12 protein-coding genes and 1 pseudogene are annotated in these 18,957 nt (G+C 62.4%); 4 read left to right on the forward strand and 9 right to left on the reverse strand.

All coding sequences use genetic code 11. From position 1 onward, the window contains the following. Positions 1-100: 100 nt before the first annotated feature. Positions 101-1,837, reverse strand: a complete 1,737-nt coding sequence (locus NL528_RS02645; RefSeq protein WP_309181182.1) for a hypothetical protein — start codon at positions 1,835-1,837, stop codon at positions 101-103. Between the two features lie 410 nt (positions 1,838-2,247). Between NL528_RS02645 and NL528_RS02650 the strand changes: the two genes are divergently transcribed. Next, positions 2,248-3,087 carry a caspase family protein gene (locus tag NL528_RS02650; RefSeq protein WP_309181183.1) on the forward strand — a complete coding sequence of 280 codons (840 nt, stop codon included), beginning with the start codon at positions 2,248-2,250 and terminating at the stop codon, positions 3,085-3,087. Between the two features lie 401 nt (positions 3,088-3,488). Here the strand turns inward: NL528_RS02650 and NL528_RS02655 are convergent. The 6 genes and pseudogenes from NL528_RS02655 to hsdR all read right to left on the reverse strand — a co-directional run. After that, positions 3,489-4,604 (reverse strand): annotated as a pseudogene (locus NL528_RS02655) (integrase core domain-containing protein); the annotation flags it as partial. A gap of 239 nt (positions 4,605-4,843) precedes the next feature. Then, complete coding sequence (locus NL528_RS02660) at positions 4,844-5,749, reverse strand: HlyD family efflux transporter periplasmic adaptor subunit (RefSeq protein WP_309181184.1); 906 nt, start codon at positions 5,747-5,749, stop codon at positions 4,844-4,846. A gap of 86 nt (positions 5,750-5,835) precedes the next feature. After that, on the reverse strand, positions 5,836-6,921 hold the full coding sequence (locus NL528_RS02665; RefSeq protein WP_309181185.1) for a restriction endonuclease subunit S: 1,086 nt from the start codon (positions 6,919-6,921) through the stop codon (positions 5,836-5,838). A gap of 20 nt (positions 6,922-6,941) precedes the next feature. Further along, a protein-coding gene (locus tag NL528_RS02670; protein WP_309177055.1) for an IS3 family transposase occupies positions 6,942-8,095 on the reverse strand; the annotation gives its coding sequence in 2 pieces (ribosomal slippage) (positions 6,942-7,837 and positions 7,837-8,095; 1,155 coding nt in all). Positions 8,096-8,548: 453 nt separating this feature from the next. Next, positions 8,549-10,030 carry an N-6 DNA methylase gene (locus NL528_RS02675; protein WP_309181186.1) on the reverse strand — a complete coding sequence of 494 codons (1,482 nt, stop codon included), beginning with the start codon at positions 10,028-10,030 and terminating at the stop codon, positions 8,549-8,551. A 13-nt stretch (positions 10,031-10,043) separates the two neighbouring features. Beyond that, on the reverse strand, positions 10,044-13,427 hold the full coding sequence (gene hsdR / locus NL528_RS02680; RefSeq protein WP_309181187.1) for a type I restriction-modification system endonuclease: 3,384 nt from the start codon (positions 13,425-13,427) through the stop codon (positions 10,044-10,046). 236 nt (positions 13,428-13,663) lie between these two features. On the opposite strand from hsdR, the gene NL528_RS02685 reads away from it, so the two are divergent. After that, positions 13,664-13,897 (forward strand): AbrB/MazE/SpoVT family DNA-binding domain-containing protein, encoded by a 234-nt coding sequence (locus NL528_RS02685; protein ID WP_309181188.1) that lies wholly within the window; start codon positions 13,664-13,666, stop codon positions 13,895-13,897. Further along, a complete protein-coding gene (locus tag NL528_RS02690; protein WP_309181189.1) occupies positions 13,894-14,298 on the forward strand; it encodes a PIN domain-containing protein in 405 nt (134 codons plus the stop codon). Before NL528_RS02685 ends, NL528_RS02690 begins: the two co-directional genes overlap by 4 nt. 1,066 nt (positions 14,299-15,364) lie before the next feature. On the opposite strand, the gene NL528_RS02695 is transcribed toward NL528_RS02690, so the two are convergent. Further along, positions 15,365-16,198: an alpha/beta fold hydrolase gene (locus tag NL528_RS02695; RefSeq protein ID WP_309181190.1), complete on the reverse strand. Its 834-nt coding sequence runs from the start codon at positions 16,196-16,198 to the stop codon at positions 15,365-15,367. A gap of 84 nt (positions 16,199-16,282) precedes the next feature. Continuing rightward, the gene (locus NL528_RS02700) at positions 16,283-17,137 is read right to left on the reverse strand and encodes a class I SAM-dependent methyltransferase (RefSeq protein ID WP_309181191.1); all 855 of its coding nucleotides are present in this window, start codon (positions 17,135-17,137) and stop codon (positions 16,283-16,285) included. Positions 17,138-17,389: 252 nt separating this feature from the next. Here NL528_RS02700 and NL528_RS02705 point away from each other — a divergent pair, with 252 nt between their 5' ends. Then, positions 17,390-18,955 (forward strand): winged helix-turn-helix domain-containing protein, encoded by a 1,566-nt coding sequence (locus NL528_RS02705; RefSeq protein WP_309181192.1) that lies wholly within the window; start codon positions 17,390-17,392, stop codon positions 18,953-18,955. Positions 18,956-18,957 lie beyond the last annotated feature (2 nt).

An 18,957-nucleotide genomic window follows, 5' to 3' on the forward strand; every position in this document is an offset into this window, starting at 1 on the left:
GCCAGAGCCAGACCGCCGCACGGCTGTCAACTTCCCGTCATTGGTCCAAATGTTTGCCGTCATTGCGACCCGTTGGCTCCTCGCAATGACGGCTGATAGTTCAGCCTCCCTTCCCACCAGCCCGCATCATCACACCCCTTGCCAACGCCAGCCCCATCAGCACGAAGGCCGAGGTCACCTCGGGGCCGCCGACCAGGATCCGAGTCGGCGTCTTCATCTTGTTCCATTCATAGGCCTTGTAGGGGCCATGCCGGCCGCCTTCGCCTGTTTGCGCGACGATGCAGGCGAGCGGCGCGGCAAAGCTCGCGAGCTCGGCGCCGAGATGCGCCAGCGCCATCAGCGCCAGCGCCGCGTCGAACGCGTTCATTTCGTGGGTGATGAGCTCGGTCTGCACATAGGCCAGCACCCGGATGCGGATGAACTCGAAGGTGCCGCCGGGATCGATCGCCTGCCGCGCGGCCGGCGGCAACGCGATGAAGGCGGCATAGCAGCGGCCGAAATAGGCCGAATACAATTCCGGCAGATAATAGATATGCGAGCGCGGATTTGTGAACGCGCCGCTTTCGACCAGCCGTTTCTGGAAGCCGATGATGCCGTGAACCGTTGCCAGCCGCTGCGGGGTCTCGATCACTTTCCAGCGCTTGAGATTGCGGAAACTGACTTCGAGGATGTCGAGATTGAGCGTCGGATCGAGATCGTTGCCATAGGGCCGGTCGCCGCTGAGGTTGTCGATCCAGGTGACGACGCCGCCCTCGTAATCGACATTGTCGTTCAGCGGCACGGTGACGCGCGGCTCATTGGCGCCCTCGCGCACCTGCAGGCCGCTGTAGAAATCCAGCAGCGGCTGTTCGAGGATCGGATCGTCGGAGCCGGCTTGCGTGGCGGCCGAGAACGCGCATGCGGTGGTGTCGCAATCCGGCACGTAAATGCCAAAGCCTAAATCCTGCTTGATCTGGGAGAAGAATTTTGAGAACCGCGGATGCGGCAGCGGCGCCAGCGCGGTGATGACGTTGACGGTCGAGCCGTCATGCGAGGGCACTGCTTCCGCGCTGACCTTGAGGCAGAAATCCACCATCTCCGCGATCGCGCGGCGCGCGGCGCCGGCCTGATCCACTGACGCCAGCCCGGTTTCGACAAAGCCGAGCAGCGCCTCGGTGAAGAACGCGTCGTAATAGGCCGAGCGATGGCGGATCTGCATCGGCTGCCACATCGGCTCGGCAATCCCTCGCCAGGGCGGATTGATCAGGGCGCGGGCCGGCGAATGCGCGATGAAAATCCGCGCCAGGTTGAACAGCAAGGTCGAGTTCTTGTAGCCGCGCGAATTCAGCCCGGTCAGCGCCATCACCATCTCGCGCCCGCCCATGTCGGGATCGCCGATCAGGTTGAACGCGGCATAGGTCGGGATGAAGCCGTTGTTCGAAAACGACCGCAACAGATGCGCGCCGCAGGTCCGGATCGTGCGCTCGATCTCGGCCATATCGGGTACGCGTCCGGGTGCGGGTGCCGGCTTTGGCTGCGGGTGCCGGACCTCGATACTGTCCATGAGTTCCGCCACAGGCTGACCGATCGCGGCCCAGTCCGGCGCGTCGTCGTCGCGGGCAGAAAGCAGCGCCTCGCGCAGCCGCTGCAGCCTCCCCTCGTCGCGCAATTGCGGCAGGCCGGTGCGGCGCAGCAGCGACCGCAGCGCCGGATTGCCCAGCGCGGTTTTGTAGAACTTGCCGAGATGGGCGTCGCCGTAGTCCAGCAGCAGGGGATCGCAGACGTCGTACAGCGAGGGACCGTCCTTTCGGGCGGTCAGCGCGCGAAAGGCGGCGCCGGCGATGGTGTGAAAGCCCATGAAGTCAAATTCCGCACTCGCCGTTCCGCACGCCCCCGCCAAGCCGCACCCCCACTGGTGTCGGCTTTTCGGAACCTGCAAGCGCTTCAAAAATTATACGAACAGCAGGGAAATACAAATGTGATCGAAGTCACGGAAAAGCCCCCGTTTCTGGCGTGTAGTGGCCCCGTCAGGGGTTCGCGGGCGTCAATTTTTATCAAGCAATATCAGTAGCTTACCTCATTAATACAGATCGGTGTTGCCCTCCGGGGCTGAATGAGGTTAAGGGTTTCCTTGTTGCGATGCCGCAAATTGCTCACAATTCGACGGCACACACTTCGCAACCCCTAAAACCCCGGACGGTACTGGCGCGACTAACTTGGCGCGCGTCTTGAGAAGTGCCTCTGGATAACGATTGGGAATGAAACGCGATGAATGTCAGGCAGCTCCGCATTTCCCGCCGCTCGGTCGCCATTGCGACCGCGCTGGTCGGCATGGTGTCGCTGGCGATCGGCGCCCATGCCGCGCTGAACAAGCGCTCGCTCGACGCCGCCAAGGCGATCGCGACCGAACAGAACAGCGATTCCGCCAGGAAGACCTCCCGCCTCGCGCTGGTGATCGGCAACGGCCATTATCCCGACGCGGCAGCACCCCTGGCCCAGCCGATCAATGACGCCCATGGCCTGAGCGCGGCATTGCGCGGCAATGGTTTCGACGTCGACGTGGTCGAAGACGCCACCAAGGACGACATGGCCCGCGCCATCGGCCGCCTCAAGAGCAAGATCGGGCCGGACACGGTGGTGATGCTGTTCTTCGGCGGCTACGGCGTCCAGGTCGGCCGCGAGAGTTTTATGATCCCGGTCGATGCCGCGATCTGGAAGGAAGCCGATGTCCGCCGCGACGGCGTCAGCGTCGAGTCGGTGCTGGACGCGATCATGGAGCAGGGCGCCAAGGCAAAACTGGTCGTGCTCGACGCCTCGCGCCGCAACCCCTATGAGCGCCGCTTCCGTTCGTTCTCCCACGGGCTGGCCCCGATCAGCCCGCCGGAAAACACGATTGTGCTGAGCGCAGCGACGCCGGGCAAGGTGGCCGACGATTCCAGGGGCCAGTACAGCGTGCTGGTCGCCGAACTCCTGAATAATTTGACCGCCCAGGCCGGCGCCGAAAGCGCCTTCAACAAAACCCGCGTCGCGATCTCCCGCGCCAGTGAAGGCGAGCAGGTCCCGTCGGTGTCGTCCTCGCTGCTGGAAGACATCCGCATCGGCGGGTGAGGCCAAAGCCCAACTCCATCAACCCGTCGTCCCGGGCTTGACCCGGGACCCATATCCACAGGCCTTCGTGGTTACGCCGGGCTGGTGCTCCAGCCTTTCTCAACAATCGATATCGGCAGCTATGGGTCCCGGCTCAAGGCCGGGACGACGCTGATACAAGCCGCGATCCATCAAGCCCGGGACGACGCGGATAAATCGTGCCTGCTTACCTCGCATCCGCCCGCTCTCTTTCTGCAACCGACGACATAGGTAACAGTTCAGCCCGACGACATAGGTAACACAATTCTCGTTTCGTTCAGGTCTGCTGTTTTTGTGGCTGTGGACCCTGTGGGCGATGCTCTTGCATCGTCCACAAGTCCACAGGCCTGTTTGGGTTTTCGCAGGCGGTCGTCGCGGTGGGCGATCGTGCCGAGCACGATCGGGCCGTAGCAGACCGTCCATCCAGCGGCATCGTGTTCGCAGAGGCCGACCGGCTCGCCGATCAAGGCCCCGCTGATGTAGATCGTTTGGCCCTGCCATTTGATCTCGCCGTTATGACGCACCCGCCGCACTTCGCAGTCACCGTATTCCGGCTCGCGCAAGACGCCGTCGAAGCGGCGCGGCGAGGAGGTATAGTGATCGGCCGGCGTGTCATCGTCGAGCGACTCGTGCGGACGCTGTTCGTTGTAGATGCGCTGGAAGTTCCGCAAGCGCTTGAGCTGCTCGCGCAGGCTGTGCGCCGGTGGACTGGCGGTGTCCTGCAACAGCGTCAGATGCATCCGCTCGTGGCGGCCATTCTGCTGCGGTTTGCCGGGCGCAATCCGCTCCGGCAGCACGCCCGCCTTGATCACCTTGACCGACAGTTGCGAAAGCCCGCCGGCACCGCGCGACGCAAAGGGCGGACCGTTGTCGGAACGCAGCCGATGCGGCAGGCCGAACTCGCGGAAGGCGGCCTCCACGACCGGCCAGACGTGCGCGGTATCGGTACGCGTCATCGCCTGGCAGCGCAGCAGATACCGGCTATGGGCATCGGTCAGCGTCAGCGGTTCGCAGCATTTGCCGTCCCCCGTCATGAACCAGCCCTTGAAGTCGATGCACCACACCTCGTTGGCTGCCGTGCATTCCGCAAACGGTGCGCTCGAGGGCGGGCTGCGGCGGCGCAGCTTCCGCTTTACCGTCAATCCCTGGCGGTCGAACAAGGCTCCGATCGTGCTCGCCGCAGGCCATTCGAGCGCCGGCGCCCGACGTTCCAGAAAAGCCAGAACCTTCCGGGGTCCCCAACTCGGATGCGCCCGCCGCACCGCAAGGCAGCGTTCGGCGATCTCCTCGCCAATCGCCTGGGGATGATGCAGCGGCGCACGTGGGCGGTCCCACAGACCCTCAACACCGGCTTCCTGATAACGCTCAAGCCACTTGTATCCGACCCTTCGGCTCACGCCGAACCGCCGGCATACCGCCGCAAACGACTCCTCGTGCTCCTCCGCCGCAATCACAAAGCGCATCCGCTCGTCCACCGCACAGGTCTCCATCCAAACCATCGGCAAGGCCCTCCCTGCCGATCACTTGACCTGTTACCCATGTCGCCGGTCTATTGTGTTACCTATGTAGCCGGTTTGGACCCTCTTCACCTCTCCCCTTGTGGGAGAGGTCGGCGCGTAGCGCCGGGTGAGGGGTTACGGTCCCTCGATAGACCTGAACCCCTCACCCGAATTGCTGCGCAATTCGACCTCTCCCTCCGGGAGAGGTGCAACCCGCCGCGCGTTCCGAATTCCTGCCCCTACTTCCCCTCCGCACTCGTCACCGGCCGCACCGGATCGCCCTCGCGCAGCAGCGCCCCCGCGCGGGCCACCACGATGTCGCCTTCCTGGATGCCGCCGGTGGCGCCGCCGGTGATCTCGACCTGTCCGGCCGACATCAATCCGGTTTCCACCCGCCGCGTCTCGATGCGGTTGTGCCGCACCACCTGCACCACGGTGCCGGCGGTGGAATAGAGGATCGCGGTGAGCGGCACCGCGACGCCGCAGCTCTGCCCGGTCTTGATCTGCGCCCGGCCGGACGAATTCACCAACAGCCGCCGGTTGGTGGTGATGCCGATGAACACCTGGCCGAGCTGGCTGTTGGGCTCGACCGTGGTCGATATCCGCCGCACCTTGCCGTCGACATCGCCGGCGCCGATGATCTTGATCCGCGCGGTCTGGTTGCCCTGGAGCTTGGCGATATCGCGCGTCGGCACCAGGCCGACCAGATCGAACTCGCTGCGCGCGATGATCGAGAACAGCGGCTCGCCCTTGCCTGACGCCATGGCGCCGATCGCCGCCGTCGTGGCTGCGATGGTGCCGGCGACCGGCGCCTGCACCGCGACCGAGCCGCCTTCGGGCAGCGTCAGCCGCGCCAGCACCTGGCCGGCGCTGACGGTGTCGCCGGCATCCGCCAGCACCTCGGCGACCTTCAGCCCCATGCGCTCGGGCCGCACCTGGGTCTCCTCGCGCGGAATGATGGTGCCGGTCACCTCGACGATATTGGCGAAACAGGACTTTGTAGCCTTCAGCACCGTGACCGTCGCACCCTTGGGCGCGGCCTCGGCGTCGTCGGCGGCGAGGGAGGGGCGCGCGGCGAGGGTGAGCAGGCCCGCGAGGAGGAGGGCGGCGAGGGTTGGCGAAGGGTGCGCGGGGAGGGTGGGCATTGGCGGTGCGTTCCCGGTTTCGGGATTATCGATAGCAGAGGGGTGGCGGGGGAGGAAAGCGGGAAGGGAAATGCGAGACTAATCGATCAAGCTGGAATGCGGCGTTTGCTTCTCGGCGTTTGCTTAGATCTAGGTGCGGAGGCTCGTTGAGCCCTAATGCGGTCCAGTAGAACGCTTGCCGGCTCGTCGTCCGGGTCCTGCGGCACCAATTCGCCCTTGAAGGCCTTGGTGAGGATGGCGGACTCCAGCCGATCGAGCAGCGCGCACCCGCGCGCGGCCTCGCCTTCGAGACGACTTGCGCGAGCAAGCGCTCGCTTGATCCGAACGATAATTTCTCTCTGCTCTTCCCGTGGTGGAAGGGCGATATGAAGGGCCCGAATTTCAGGAAAATAGATGGTCGTATGCGTTGAACCCATCCCGAACCTACGGATGTCCTCTCCTTCTGCCATGAGCGCATACATCAAATACTCGGGCAGCAACGCATCAGTGCACGTCCACGTCGCGAAGTCCTGGCTGGTAGACATACTTCGACCCATGATCGTGACGTAACCGACGGAAGCTGTGCGAGAGAGGCAGACCGTGCCTGACGGAAGGAGACGTGCTGACGAGTTGGCAAGTCCGGCTTCGGAGATCGTTTGGACGGTTTCCTCGATGTATCTGCCGTGATGAGCGCCCGCGTCACGAATGCCGATCCAAGGCACCCCTCCGTCCCAATACGATAGTTGCGATCGACTAGGCGTATGGCCGGTCTCCTGCTTGGCCACGCGCAAGAGCGGAACCCATTTCCAGCCATTTGGAAGGCCAGTTCCGGGGTCGTTAACGGCTAGACCTGCAGCGCCAGGAATCGTCTTGTCAGTTGCTTCTCGACCGCCGCGTCCTTGTTGTGGCACCGGGACCGCACGGAGCAAGGCCTCTACAGGCAGGACGTTCGTCGCCTTAGCCCGCCAATCCTCGGTAAGCTGACCCATTACACCTGCGCGAAGAGTTAAGAGTTGAAAACGGTCAGTAAGCCGTGGGCTGCGATCTAGCTCCGCCCGCGCGCGGGCGAGACGAGCGGTCAGCACATCCAGCTTCGCAACAATGCGGCTTTGCTCGGCGGCAGGTGGCAACGCAATTGAAGCCGCTAAAACGTCACGATCGCCAATCGCCGGATACATCGTACTGAGCTGCACCCGGTTCTGTTGACACCTGCTTAAGCTAATCCAGCCTGCTGCTCGAACTCCATAGGGCTCAAATATCCGATCGTCGAGTGCCGGCGTTTCGGATTGTAGAAGCGCTCAATATAATCGAAGACGTCAGCCTTGGCGTCATCCCTCGTTCGGTACACTCTGCGCGTAGTCCGCTCGGTCTTCAATGACGAGAAGAAGCTCTCCATCGCCGCGTTATCCCAGACGTTGCCTGACCGGCTCATCGAGCAGACGACGCCGTGATCGGCCATCAGCCGCTGGAACTGTTCGCTGGTGTATTGGCTGCCGCGATCGGAATGATGCAAGAGCGCGTCCGGTTTGCCCCGTCGCCAGATCGCCATCACCAGGGCGTCAGTGACGAGCTGGGCCGTCATCGCTGCGTTCATCGACCAACCAACCACACGGCGGGAGAAGAGATCGACGACAGCGGCAACATAGAGCCAACCCTCCGCTGTCCACACGTACGTGAAGTCAGCGATCCATTTGCGGTTGGGAGCGGACGCATCGAAGCTGCGGTCGAGCACGTTGGGAGCGACGGCGGCGACCTGCCGCTCACCCAGATCGGGCGGCAGTCGCCGCCGTCGTGGACGGGCTTTGAGAGCCTGTAGCCGCATCAAACGCTCGATCCGATGCAGTCCACACAACCCGCCTTCCGCCAACATGTCGTGCCACACTCGCCTCGCGCCATAGGTTCGATCGCTGGCGAGGAAACTGGCGCGAACCTTCGCGCCCAACTCCTCATCGCTCCGGCTGCGTTGGCTGCGCGGCCGTGTCAGCCAGGCATAGAACCCACCCCGCGAGACACCGAGCGCCCCGCACAACCATTCCGCCGGCCAGATCCCCCGGTGCTTCGCGATGAAGGCGAACTTCATGTTGATTCCTTCGCGAAGTAGGCCGCGGCTTTTTTTAGGATGTCCCGTTCGGCTCTCAGCTTGGCGACCTCGCGCTTGAGCTGCGCGATCTCCAACTGCTCCGGCTTCATCTGGCCCTGGCCGGGGAATGCATGCTGCGGATCGTCCGCCAGCTGCTTCACCCAATTGCGCAACTGCGTTGGATGAACGCCAAGGTCTGCTGACGCCTGCGCATACGACACGCCGCGCTCCTTGATCAGGCGTACAGCCTCAAGCTTGAACTCTCGCGTAAACTGCCGTCTCTCCATGACACACCTCCTGCTCCATAAAACACCTAACTCGGTGTCCTCGGAACCGGGTGCAGCTCATACCGTCGGATGCCAACGTCATGGCATCAATGAAATCTTGCGAAATAACTCGTCTGAAGATGAAGCCGGATTCAATTTCCTTTGAGGGTCGAAGGACGCAGATGCCGGTCGATGTAAGTCCCCCATGCAGCTCCGCAGGCACGGTCGCTATGTTCTTAAGATAGGGACGAACCGTCGAGAAGAGTACGTCGCCCACACGTATCCGACGGCGCGCTCGAGAAGGCGCATCGCGTCCCAGAATTATCTTTGGGTCGACTATCTGCAGGCGGCGATTGTCTATCGAACCTATGTCAACGTAACGAAACTCTTCAGCGGGACGCTTCGTTGGATCGTCAGTTTCGATTGGGTCGACGATCTCGCCTAACTTCGTCTGTATCCACCCTCTCGGTAGGCTCACTCTGCCGCCTCCTCGATTGCGGGTGCGATTACGTCAACCCCGAGTTCTTCCACCAGCGCGCGGACTTCTACCAGCGCCGCTGAAAGATGCAATTCGATCGCTGCAGCGATGTCTTCCGGTGTTTCAAGTCCATCTTCTGGGTCGCCGCTGGTATCCTTAAGCCAGCTAATATCGAGATTGTCGCTGCGCGCGGCAATTTCCTCGCGGGTGAAGCGGCGGAAACGGCCGGCTTCGCCTTCGTCTTTCCGGTCCGCCCAGCCGAGTGGATCATTCCCGAAGGCTCGCACGAACTCGTCGAAGTCTGCCTCTTTCAGCGGATTGGTCTTGCCATAGGCCGGTGCACCGGAGCGCATGTCATATATCCATACGGCCTTGGTGGCATCCTCGGTGGGAGCCTCTTCATCAGCGCGAGTAAAGAATATTACATTGGTCTTCACACCCTGAGCGTAGAAAATTCCGGTCGGCAGCCGCAAGACGGTGTGCAGATCGCACCAGCTCATCAGCCGCTGGCGTAGTAGTTTCCCGCGGCCATCATCAAACAGCACATTGTCCGGCACCACCACCGCCGCACGACCACCCAGCTTGAGCGCGCGAATACAATGCTCGACAAAGGGCAGTTGATAGGAGGAAACGCGGTCGGTGATGGTCAGGTCGTCACGAGTTGGCGGGCCGCCCGCCGGCCCGAACGGTGGATTGGTTAGGATCAGATCGGCCTCTTTGTACTTGGGCTGCATACCGCTAGGTGACAGCGTATCGGCAAGATTTAGATGATCTGGGTCGATCTTGTGCAAGTGCAGGTTCATCAAGAGCAACCGGAATGTATCCTGCACGTTTTCCAGACCGCGCAATGCCGACTGCAATTGGAATGTTTGCTGCTTCGGTGACAGTTCGAAATAGTCATCCGTTGCCGCACGCATAGCGTGGTCCGCCGCAATCAGGAAGCCGCCAGTACCTGCGGCCGGGTCCTGAATGACTTCGCCGGCTTTCGGCTGCATCAGCTGGACCATCACCTCAATCAGCACGCGCGGAGTAAAATACTGGCCCGCGCCGCGCTTGGTCTCCTCGGCCATCTTCTGCAAGAGACCCTCATAGGTATCGCCAAAGGCGTCGCGTTCCTCGCTGAACCAGTGCAGGCCGTCGATTGCGTCTATCAGCTTGCGCAGATTGGCGGGCTCGCGGACGATGGTGGCTGCGTTCTGGAAGATAGCGACCACCGAACGGTCGGCGATCTTGGTGCCGTCGCCTAGATCGATCAGCGCCTGACGATAGCGTTGCAGCACCTCGGTCTCGCTAGCAGATTTGAGCGCGACCCAGCGATATTGCTCCGGGATGCGGCTTTCGTCCTTCTGTTCTGAAGCCATTTTCAGGAACAGCAGGTAAGTGAGCTCGGTGACATACTGCTGGTAGGTAACGCCATCCTTTCGCAATAGCGCACATAACCGCCAAAGGCGGTTTACGAGGTCAGCGGAGGGATTCATTTCGTAACTCGCTTCATGCGACCTGGTTGTCCCAAATCGCGGTGTTGAGGTCTTTCAGCACATCACCTAGCCCGTGATCGAACTCGCGGTCCACTGTTTCGAAGCCCCCCGCCTGTGCAAACAAGGGATCGGAGAGGATTTCAGGATCACCCACAGGCTGGGCTTTGAGCACGCGCCCAATGCGGATGAGCCACTGTCTCTGCTTGGCTGTCCAGTTACGGCCGGCGATAATTCGTTGGACGCCGTTTTCGACCCTCGTCTCGTATGGAACCAGCGGGTCGCCGATCGCGGCCTGCCGCACGAAGCCGATGATGTGGGCGGCGATATCGGCGTTGCGCGCCCGGCCGTAAGCCTGGCGAAGGTTGGCTTCCGAGAAACCGTTTTCATCCAGCAATACCGCGAGCGCCTTCAGCTCCTTGCGGGTGAGTTCGCGCGGCTTTTGTGTCGCTGCAACCAGCGCGGGCGCGGCGTTCATGTTGGCGCGAACGAAGGCCTCGAAACTCTCGATGTAATCGCTTGGGCTAGCCTTGCCGCCATAATCATCCTCGACGCTTACCAGCTCATCCTCATGTTCGGAAATGTACATGCCGTCGCCCTTGCGGGCCGGGTTAGCGGCATCGAGAATCGACGCCAGCAATGGATGTTGTTTGAACAGAGCGAGGGTGTCTATCGCCGGCGCAGATTTCAGCTTGTCAGCAAGATCGGTAAGGGGCCCGAGCACGATCTCCAGCGTCTCGCGCCGCGCGGCACCGATGTGCTTGATGCTTTGTCGTAGCTTGACGATAATCTGGTCGCGCACGAAGGCGCGATCTTCGTCAGTTGAGGCGCGTTCAAGGTCGCCCGCAAGGGTGGTAAAGGATAGTGCCGGGTTGACGACCACGGGCCGCATATCGGTGACTTCCTGAAGATTGGCGTAGATGTCGACCGCGTCGAAGATGCGGAAGTATTCCTTTCCGATTTCATCGCAGCGCCGCGTGGCGCGGCCAATCATCTGGTCGTAGAGAATGCGGCTGTTGACGCGGCGGACGAAGACAAGATTGGTGATCGCGGGCACGTCGATCCCGGTAGTGAGCAGATCAACTGTAACAACATATTTCGGGCGGGGATCATTCTTGAAGGCTTTGATCCGATCGAGCGGTTTGTCAACGGAGCCGGTGATCTTCTCCACCAAATCATGCGGCTGCGGCCCATACTCCTCGGTCAGCGCGGCGCGAAGCTCTTCCACAAGTATGTCTGCATGATCGTCGCGCGCGGCGAACAGCAAGGTCTTGCCACGCTCCGATGGTGGGCAATCCCGAGCGATAGCGTCAGCTACGGCGCGATTGAACGAGCGGGTGTAGACCTTCTTGTTGAACTCAGCGACTTCGAAGTCGACCTGATCGTCGAGATTGAAGAGGTCTATCTGACCCGTGCGCGGATCGAGAATATTGACCTCTTCGCCCTGTTCGAAGCTGATGCCGGTTTGGCTCAGTGCGGTCGTGATGCGGCGTGGGGGGCGATGATCGATTAGATAGCCGTCAATAACGGCCTGCCTGTAGCCATAGCGAAAGACTGCAGGTCCAAAGATTTCCCGGGTATGCAGTGCGGGAGTCGCGGTTAGCGCTATCCGCGTGGCGTCGAAATAGTCGAGCACGCGCCGATAAGCCGAAAGGTAGTCTTCGAGGTTGCGGAAGCCAAGGTCGTCTTCCCGCAGTTCGGCGTCCAGCGTGTATCCGCGGTGTGCCTCGTCGACGATGATAAGATCATAGGTACCGGGCGTCGGACGCGTGACATCGGGGTCGTCGAAGATGCGCCGGATCATGGCTTGAACTGTTGCGACCTGGACTCTGTCGGTCGCCTCGGGAAATTTGCGTGCAAGGTCGGCTATCGGAAATACCTGATCGAATTTCAGGAAGCCGCTGGTATCCGTGGTGCTCATGGCATCGAGTGTCTGACGGCCAAGGGCGTTTCGGTCGACAAGGAATAGAATTCGACGAAAACGTTTGCGGCGGAGCAACTCATACATGAGTGCGATGGCGAGGCGCGTCTTGCCGGTGCCTGTCGCCATGGCGAGAAGGATATGCTGCTGACCGGCCGCAATCGCGGTCTCGACCGCAGCGATTGCCTCGTCCTGATAGGGCCGTAAGCCCGTGACGCCCAATTCACGGTCCGCGATCTCGCGCAGATCGTCAGTAACCTGATCGAGCCGTTCTAGAAGGTCGCGCGGCGAAAACCACTCGGAAAGCGCGCGCGGCGCGCCGCCCGCAGGCCGCGCGTCCCAAAACCAGATGCCGGACTTGGTCGCCAGTTGCTTTACATAAGGACGGCCGTTGGTGACGAAGAGGAAGGGCGCACGGAACTGGTCCAGGCCCTGAATCCACGGGCCGCCAAAGCTGGTTTCGTCCGGCGTCAGTTTGATATCCCGTGCATAGCGTTTTGCCTGCCCAAGCCGGCCCGGGACGTCCTTTACACCACGCTTGGCTTCGATCACGCCCACGCAGCGTCCCTCGATAAAGAGGGCATAGTCCACAGGGCCGCTGTCGGTTGGCCACTCGGAAATCGCAATCGACTGTCCGGGTTGAGGCCGCGTGCCTGCCGAATGTCGGAGGTTATTGCTATCGACGGTCCAACCGGCTGCGCGAAGTTGATCGTCAATCAGGATGCGGGTCGTCGCTTCGTCCAGCTCGACCTCTTCGGCCTGCCGGTTGGCAAGCTGGGTCAGCAGATCAAGCTGCACCGGCGGTGTGGCTTCAGCGTTGGTTTGTGCTGCTCTGAGAGCCGCCTCGGTTTTCCGGAGGCCGGCTTCGGTCTCGGCGGCATACTTCTCCCAGAACTCACGGTCCTGCTGGTGGGCTTCGGCCGCAGTTATGGCCTCTAGGCGAGCGGCTTCGGCTTCCTGATAGGCCAGCAGCGCTTTGGCTTCACTGTCCGAACTCGCGCGTACCTGCCCGCGCAACTCCTCAAGTTCCGCCTTCAGCGCCTTTGTGGTGTCGGCAGGTGCCGTCGGTGGCACGAACGGACCGGGCTTGAAGTTAGGCGCACCACCATAGCTTTGGTGGAACCAGATCGCGGCTGCGCGCGCGATCTTAAGCGCAGAAAGCGCCTCGGCGGTTGTCCCAAGGTCTTCATGGGCGGCGGCATTGCCCACGCGCTTCAAGTGAAAGAAAAGATCGGCGATTTCGCGCGGGAGAATCGACTTTTGTCTCAGGGTGCGCAGCACATCGTCGAAGTTCACAGCGTTCGAAGGCAAGAGCCCGTGACGGGCCGCCACGTCTTTCGCGATGAACTCGCTAAGCTGACGCAGTTTGATCAGCGTTGAGGGCGCATCATTGAAGAAATAGCGCTCGGCCAGCGCGCCAAGGCGCGCAAACCGCTCGTCCTGCGACGCGAGAAAACCGAAATTACTGGAGACCCCCATGGGGCCAAATTATAGGCTTCCCCACTAAGCTCAAGCGTTGGTTGCATTGGTGAATCTGTGTGGAACCTGAGCTTCCATTGGAAGCGGAATCAAACGCATTGCAGTGAACGTGGCAGCGTTCGGCGCGAGGCTACCGACGCTGCTGGATGGACAGCCCGGAAGCGTGATTTGCCTTGAAAACTCGTGATATCCATCTTATAATACACATCGATAATCCGGATATCACGGAGGCAAAGATGCAGGTCTCAAAATGGGGTAACAGCCTTGCGGTTCGCTTGCCGAAGGCGCTGGTCGAAGAGCTCGGGCTGAAGGAGGGGGATGAACTGAACGTGGTTGCCGCAAAGGACGGCGCCATCGAGGTCGAAACCAGGGAAGATCAGCGTCGTCGGGCGCTCGACCGAATGGCTGCGCGCAACTGGACGCTTCCTCCCGACTACAAATTCGATCGCGACGAGGCCAACGAACGGTGAGCGCCTTCTTCGACACCAACATTCTGGTCTATGCCCAGCAAACGGGCGGAAAAGCCGATCGGGCACGCGCGCTGTTCGCAGGCGGCGGCAAGCTCAGCGTACAGGTGCTCAACGAGTTCACCGCCGTTTCGCGACGCAAGCAGCGGAGAGATTGGCGCGAAATTGCCGAAGCCGTCTCGGATGTGCTCACGATGGTCGATCCGCCGCTGGCGCTCACGCTCGACCTGCACACAGCCGCGCGAGCGCTCGCCGAAGATCACCTTCTGTCGTTCTACGACGCGCTGATCCTCGTCTCGGCGATCGAGGCTGGCTGCGATATCCTCTACAGCGAAGACATGCAGCATGGCCGTACAATCGGAGGCCTCGCCATCGTCAATCCGTTTCTCGAAAGCGCACCGTAAGCGCTCAAACCCTCGTCGCAGCTCGACCGTTTTCGCACTGAAACGGCGTGCGCGCACAGCCTATTTTCCGCTGCAACTTCAACGTGATTTGGGCTGTCCAGACCTGTCGGAAAAAATATTCCGCTTGTCCCGTCGGGCAAATCAGCGCTACCAGCTCGCCCCATCCCGGCCCCCCAGAGGGGCGTATCATGATCGTCACGAACGTTGGGCATGGGATGCGGTGGACGCGGCAGCGTTGGGCGCGCAAGGCAATCGCAGGGCGGCTCCGTCAGGGGTTCGTGAGCGATCAGGCCGCGCGCTGACGAACGGCGCTGATCCCGCCTTCGCCAAAACTTCGGCGGATGGGTACCAAGCCCGTCGAGGCCTTTGGCGCGAGGCGGCCGCGTACGGCAAAATCGTGTGGTTCTGGCACCCGTTGCTGGTGTCAAGTCGGCGGAGGTTTTTGTTGGCCCGACCGGGTTCGACAAGACCGCCAATTCGCCGATGACGGTGGCAAAAGGAATTCGTCGCCGGGGAGAGCTCGATATAAGCCGTAAAGCCATCGCGCAGGGAATGCCGGATTGCCTCCGCTGAACCTGTATGCTCGTGTGCGTTTTTTCGCACAACCTTGCACACGAGACCGCGGGTGCAGCGCGCATCCGGCATTCCCTGCGCCCTCTGATGATTCAGGGCGCGAAAGTTGATGCATCCCCCGGGCGAATCGCGCCGCGGGAATGCGAAGGTGTGTTTGCAGCCGTCGTGGCTTCAGCCGTCATTGCGAGCGAAGCGAAGCAATCCATTTCGCCACGCAGAAAGAATGGATTGCTTCGTCGCTACGCTCCTCGCAATGACGGACCAAGCATTTCAGACTCCGTCATTCCGGGATGGTGCGTTAGCACCAGACCCGGAATCTCGAGATTCTCAGATGCGCAATTGCGCACCGGGGATGTGAAGGTGTGTCTATCGTCGTCATTGCGAGCGAAGCGAAGCAATCCATCTCGCCACGCAAAGAAAGAATGGATTGCTTCGTCGCTACGCTCCTCGCAATGACGGTCGGCAATGACGGCTGAAAGTTACGGCTTTCACCTCACCCCGCCGCCAGCGACATCCCCGCGCCTTGCTCGGCCTGCGCGATATGCGCGACGATCTCCGGATTGATGGTCGCCGCATGCGTGATGGGCAGCATGTGGCCGGCGCCCGTCAGATGCCGGATCTCCGCGCCGCCGATGATGGTCATGAGCCGGCCGACAACGCGCTGGGTGAGGTAGGGCGACAGGCCGCCCGACACCAGGAGCGTCGGCACCCGCAGGGTGGCGGCCGCGGCCGCTATGTCGGCTTCGGCGAACAGGCTGGTGAATTCGAACGGCAGCTTGTCGGCGTGCGCGATCAGGTGCAGGCGGGCGTCGTCGGACAGTTGCGCCGGCGGGCCGGAGCCGTTCCAGAACGCGGTGAACTTGTCGATCGCCTCCATCGCGAGGCCATTGAACATGTCCTCGCACACCTCCTGCATGAGGTGCTCGAAGCGGTCGTGCAGCCGCCGGTCCGCGGCCACGTCGCGCAGCAGCGTCGGCAGCACCGGCTCGATCAAGGTCAGGCTGCGCACGCGGCGCGCATAGGGCGAACAGGTCGCGATCTTGAACGCGACCGCGCCGCCATAGGAGTGGCCGATCAGGTGGATCGGGCCCCTGGCCTCGTCGAGGCGCGCGGCCAGCAGTTCGACCTCCTGCGCCAGCGTGCTCGGCAGCGTGGCCGGGCCGCGACTGTCGCCGTAGCCCGAAATATCGGGGGTGATGATCTGGTAGCGGCCGCCGAGTTCGATGGCGAGCTTGCTCCACTGCCGCCCCGACCCGAGCGAGCAATGCAGCGCGATCACGGAACTGGTGGCGCGCTCGGCATGAGGCATTTGAATCACTGTCGTCATCGGATCATTCCTGATGGTGGCGATCCGGGCCGCAGGCGAATGCCGCAGCCCGGATCGGTGACGCTGTCGCGATCGACGCGCGTCTCAGCGCTTGGTGATGACGACTTCGAGATATTCGCTGGGCACGACGAGGCTGCCGTTGGTGGCGCGGTTCATGCGCACGAGCAGCGCATGCAAATCGTTGCGCAGCTCTTCCTGCTTGCCGGCATCGAGGGCGGCGAACGCCTTCAGCACCGGGCCGTAATAGGTCTTGAAGACGTCGAGGAAATGATCCGGCGAGCGGTAGCGGAAATTGAACAGGCGCGGTTGCGCCTTCACCGAGCTGGCGCCGGCGTCGAACATTTCGCCGAGCCGCCCACGCGTGCCCCACAGCGCCGGCGATTTGGCGCCCGCGGGCGGCGGCAGATATTTGCCGAGCGTCTTGAACACCTGGCCGATGAAGCCGTCGGGCGTCCAGTTGGCGAGCCCGATGCTGCCGTTGGGCTTGCAGACCCGCAGCAGCTCGGCGGCGGCCTTGTCCTGGTTCGGCGTGAACATCACGCCGAAGGTGGAGATCACGCTGTCGAAACTGTTGTCGGCGAACGGCAGGTTCTCGGCGTCCGCCTCGCGGAATTCGATCTCCATGCCTTCGGCTGTGGCGCGGGCGCGGCCGCGCTCGAGCAGCGCCGGCACGTAATCGGTCGAAGTGACCTCGCACCAGCGCCGCGCCGCGGCCAGACTCGCCATGCCGTTGCCGGCGGCGACGTCCAGCACCTTCGAGCCGGATTTGAGGTCGAGCGCCTCGCAGAGTTCCTCGCCGACGATCTGCAGCGTGGTGCCGATGATGGCATAATTGCCCGACGTCCAGGCCGCCTGCTGCTTCGTCTTGAGCGCGGCAAGGTCGGGGGCGGGGGTGGCAGAAGGGGTTGGATTCATTGCGGTTGCGGTCGTGGCGGCCATCGGGGGTCTCCTTCCGAGATCATGCAGCCCGCACAAGGCAGCTGCGATGAACCGAACATGCCCCTGCGCGGACCTAAAGACTCTGACGGCAGGCCGATATTACCTTGAGAGCGGCCTGATTTTCCGATGAGATGTGAAGTGGATGACACCCTATTAGGCCGGATCGGCGCTCTACCCTTGTCTCGCGCCGCTTGCATTCTTCTCCCTCTCCCCGCAAGCGGGGCGAGGTGAACGTCTAACCGGGATAACCAAGTGCAATTTGTCTTCGCCAACCATGTGCTTGATGTCGATCTCCGCGAGCTGCGCCGGGATGGCGAGCACGTGGCCGTCGAGCCGCAGGTGTTCGATTTGCTGATCTATCTGGTCGAACATCGCGATCGCGTCGTCAGCAAGGACGATCTGATTGCGACGATCTGGAACGGCCGGATCGTGTCCGAATCGACGCTGACGTCCCGGATCAACGCGGCGCGCAAGGCGGTCCGCGATACCGGCAAGGATCAGGGCGTGATCCGCACCATCGCGCGAAAGGGCTTTCGCTTTGTCGGCGAGGTGCGCCCGCAGCCGGGCGCGCTCAAGCCGCGCGACAATTCGCCTCAGCCGCCGGAGCAGCCGGCCGAACCGGCGCCGCCGCTCGATCGCAGGGCGATCGCGGTGCTGCCGTTCGCCAATCTGAGCGACGATCCCGAGCAGGCCTATTTTTCCGAAGGCATCAGCGAGGACCTGATCACCGCGCTGTCGAAACTGCGCTGGTTCTACGTGGTCGCGCGCAATTCCTCGTTCATCTACAAGGGCAAGTCGGTCCATCTGAAACAGATCGGCGAAGAGCTCGGGGTCGGCTATGTGGTCGAGGGCAGCGTCCGCAAGGACGGCGACCAGGTGCGGATCACGGCGCAGCTCAACGACGTCGTCACCGGCAGTCAGATCTGGGCGGAGCGCTACGACCGCAATCTCGCCGATGTGTTCGCGGTGCAGGACGAGATCACCCAGGCCGTGGTCGCCGCGATCGAGCCGCAACTCTACGCCGCCGAGAATTTTCGTGCCCGCCGCAAGGCGCCGGACAATATGGACGCCTGGGACCTGGTGATGCGCGCGCTGTCGCATTACTGGCGGGTGACGCGGCAGGACAATCTGGTGGCGCAGGCGCTGCTGGAAAAAGCCATCAACGTCGATCCCGGCTACGGCCAGGCGCTCGGACTGCTCGCGGCGAGCCACATCTTCAGCGCGCATATGGGCTGGGCGGCGATGCCGAAGGCGATCCCGATTGCGGAGCGCGCCGCATTGGCGGCGATTCGCGCCGACTCCGAGGATGCCTGGGCGCACTATGCGCTGGGCAGCGTCTATCTGTTCAACCGCCGGTTCGAGGATTCCCTCGCAGAGTTCGAGCTGGCGCTGCGGCTCAATCCCAATTTTTCGCCCGCCCGCGGCTATTACGGCGTGGCCCTTGCCTATTGCGGGCGCTGGGAGGAGGGCGACCGCGCCGCGCGGCAGGCGTTGCGGTTCTCACCGCGCGATCCCTTTGCCGCGATCTATTGCGGCGTCGCGGCCTATTCGCAGTTCGTCGGCCGTCATTACGAGGAAGCCATCCGGCTGTCGCGCGAGGCGCTGCGGCAGCGCAGCGATTTTGTCGGCGCGCACCGGGTGTTGACCGCGGCGGCAGCGCTGGCGGGCCGGGATGATGTCGCGAAAGCAGCGCTGCAGGAGCTGCGCCGCGCCCAGCCCAATATTTCGCTGGCCTGGATCGCCAGCGAAATGCCGTTCCAATGCGACACCGAGCGCCAGCATTACTTAAGCGGATTCCGGCGCGCGGGCTTGAGCTGACG

Source organism: Bradyrhizobium sp. Ash2021, from assembly GCF_031202265.1.
In the GTDB taxonomy this organism is placed as follows: domain Bacteria; phylum Pseudomonadota; class Alphaproteobacteria; order Rhizobiales; family Xanthobacteraceae; genus Bradyrhizobium.

Bases quoted from the DNA above. Each gene is read 5' to 3' on its own strand.
- NL528_RS02645 (WP_309181182.1), bottom strand. From the start codon at position 1,837: ATGGGCTTTCACACCATCGCCGGCGCCGCCTTTCGCGCGCTGACCGCC.
- NL528_RS02650 (WP_309181183.1), top strand. From the start codon at position 2,248: ATGAATGTCAGGCAGCTCCGCATTTCCCGCCGCTCGGTCGCCATTGCG.
- NL528_RS02660 (WP_309181184.1), bottom strand. From the start codon at position 5,749: ATGCCCACCCTCCCCGCGCACCCTTCGCCAACCCTCGCCGCCCTCCTC.
- NL528_RS02675 (WP_309181186.1), bottom strand. From the start codon at position 10,030: ATGAATCCCTCCGCTGACCTCGTAAACCGCCTTTGGCGGTTATGTGCG.
- hsdR (WP_309181187.1), bottom strand. From the start codon at position 13,427: ATGGGGGTCTCCAGTAATTTCGGTTTTCTCGCGTCGCAGGACGAGCGG.
- NL528_RS02685 (WP_309181188.1), top strand. From the start codon at position 13,664: ATGCAGGTCTCAAAATGGGGTAACAGCCTTGCGGTTCGCTTGCCGAAG.
- NL528_RS02695 (WP_309181190.1), bottom strand. From the start codon at position 16,198: ATGACGACAGTGATTCAAATGCCTCATGCCGAGCGCGCCACCAGTTCC.
- NL528_RS02700 (WP_309181191.1), bottom strand. From the start codon at position 17,137: ATGGCCGCCACGACCGCAACCGCAATGAATCCAACCCCTTCTGCCACC.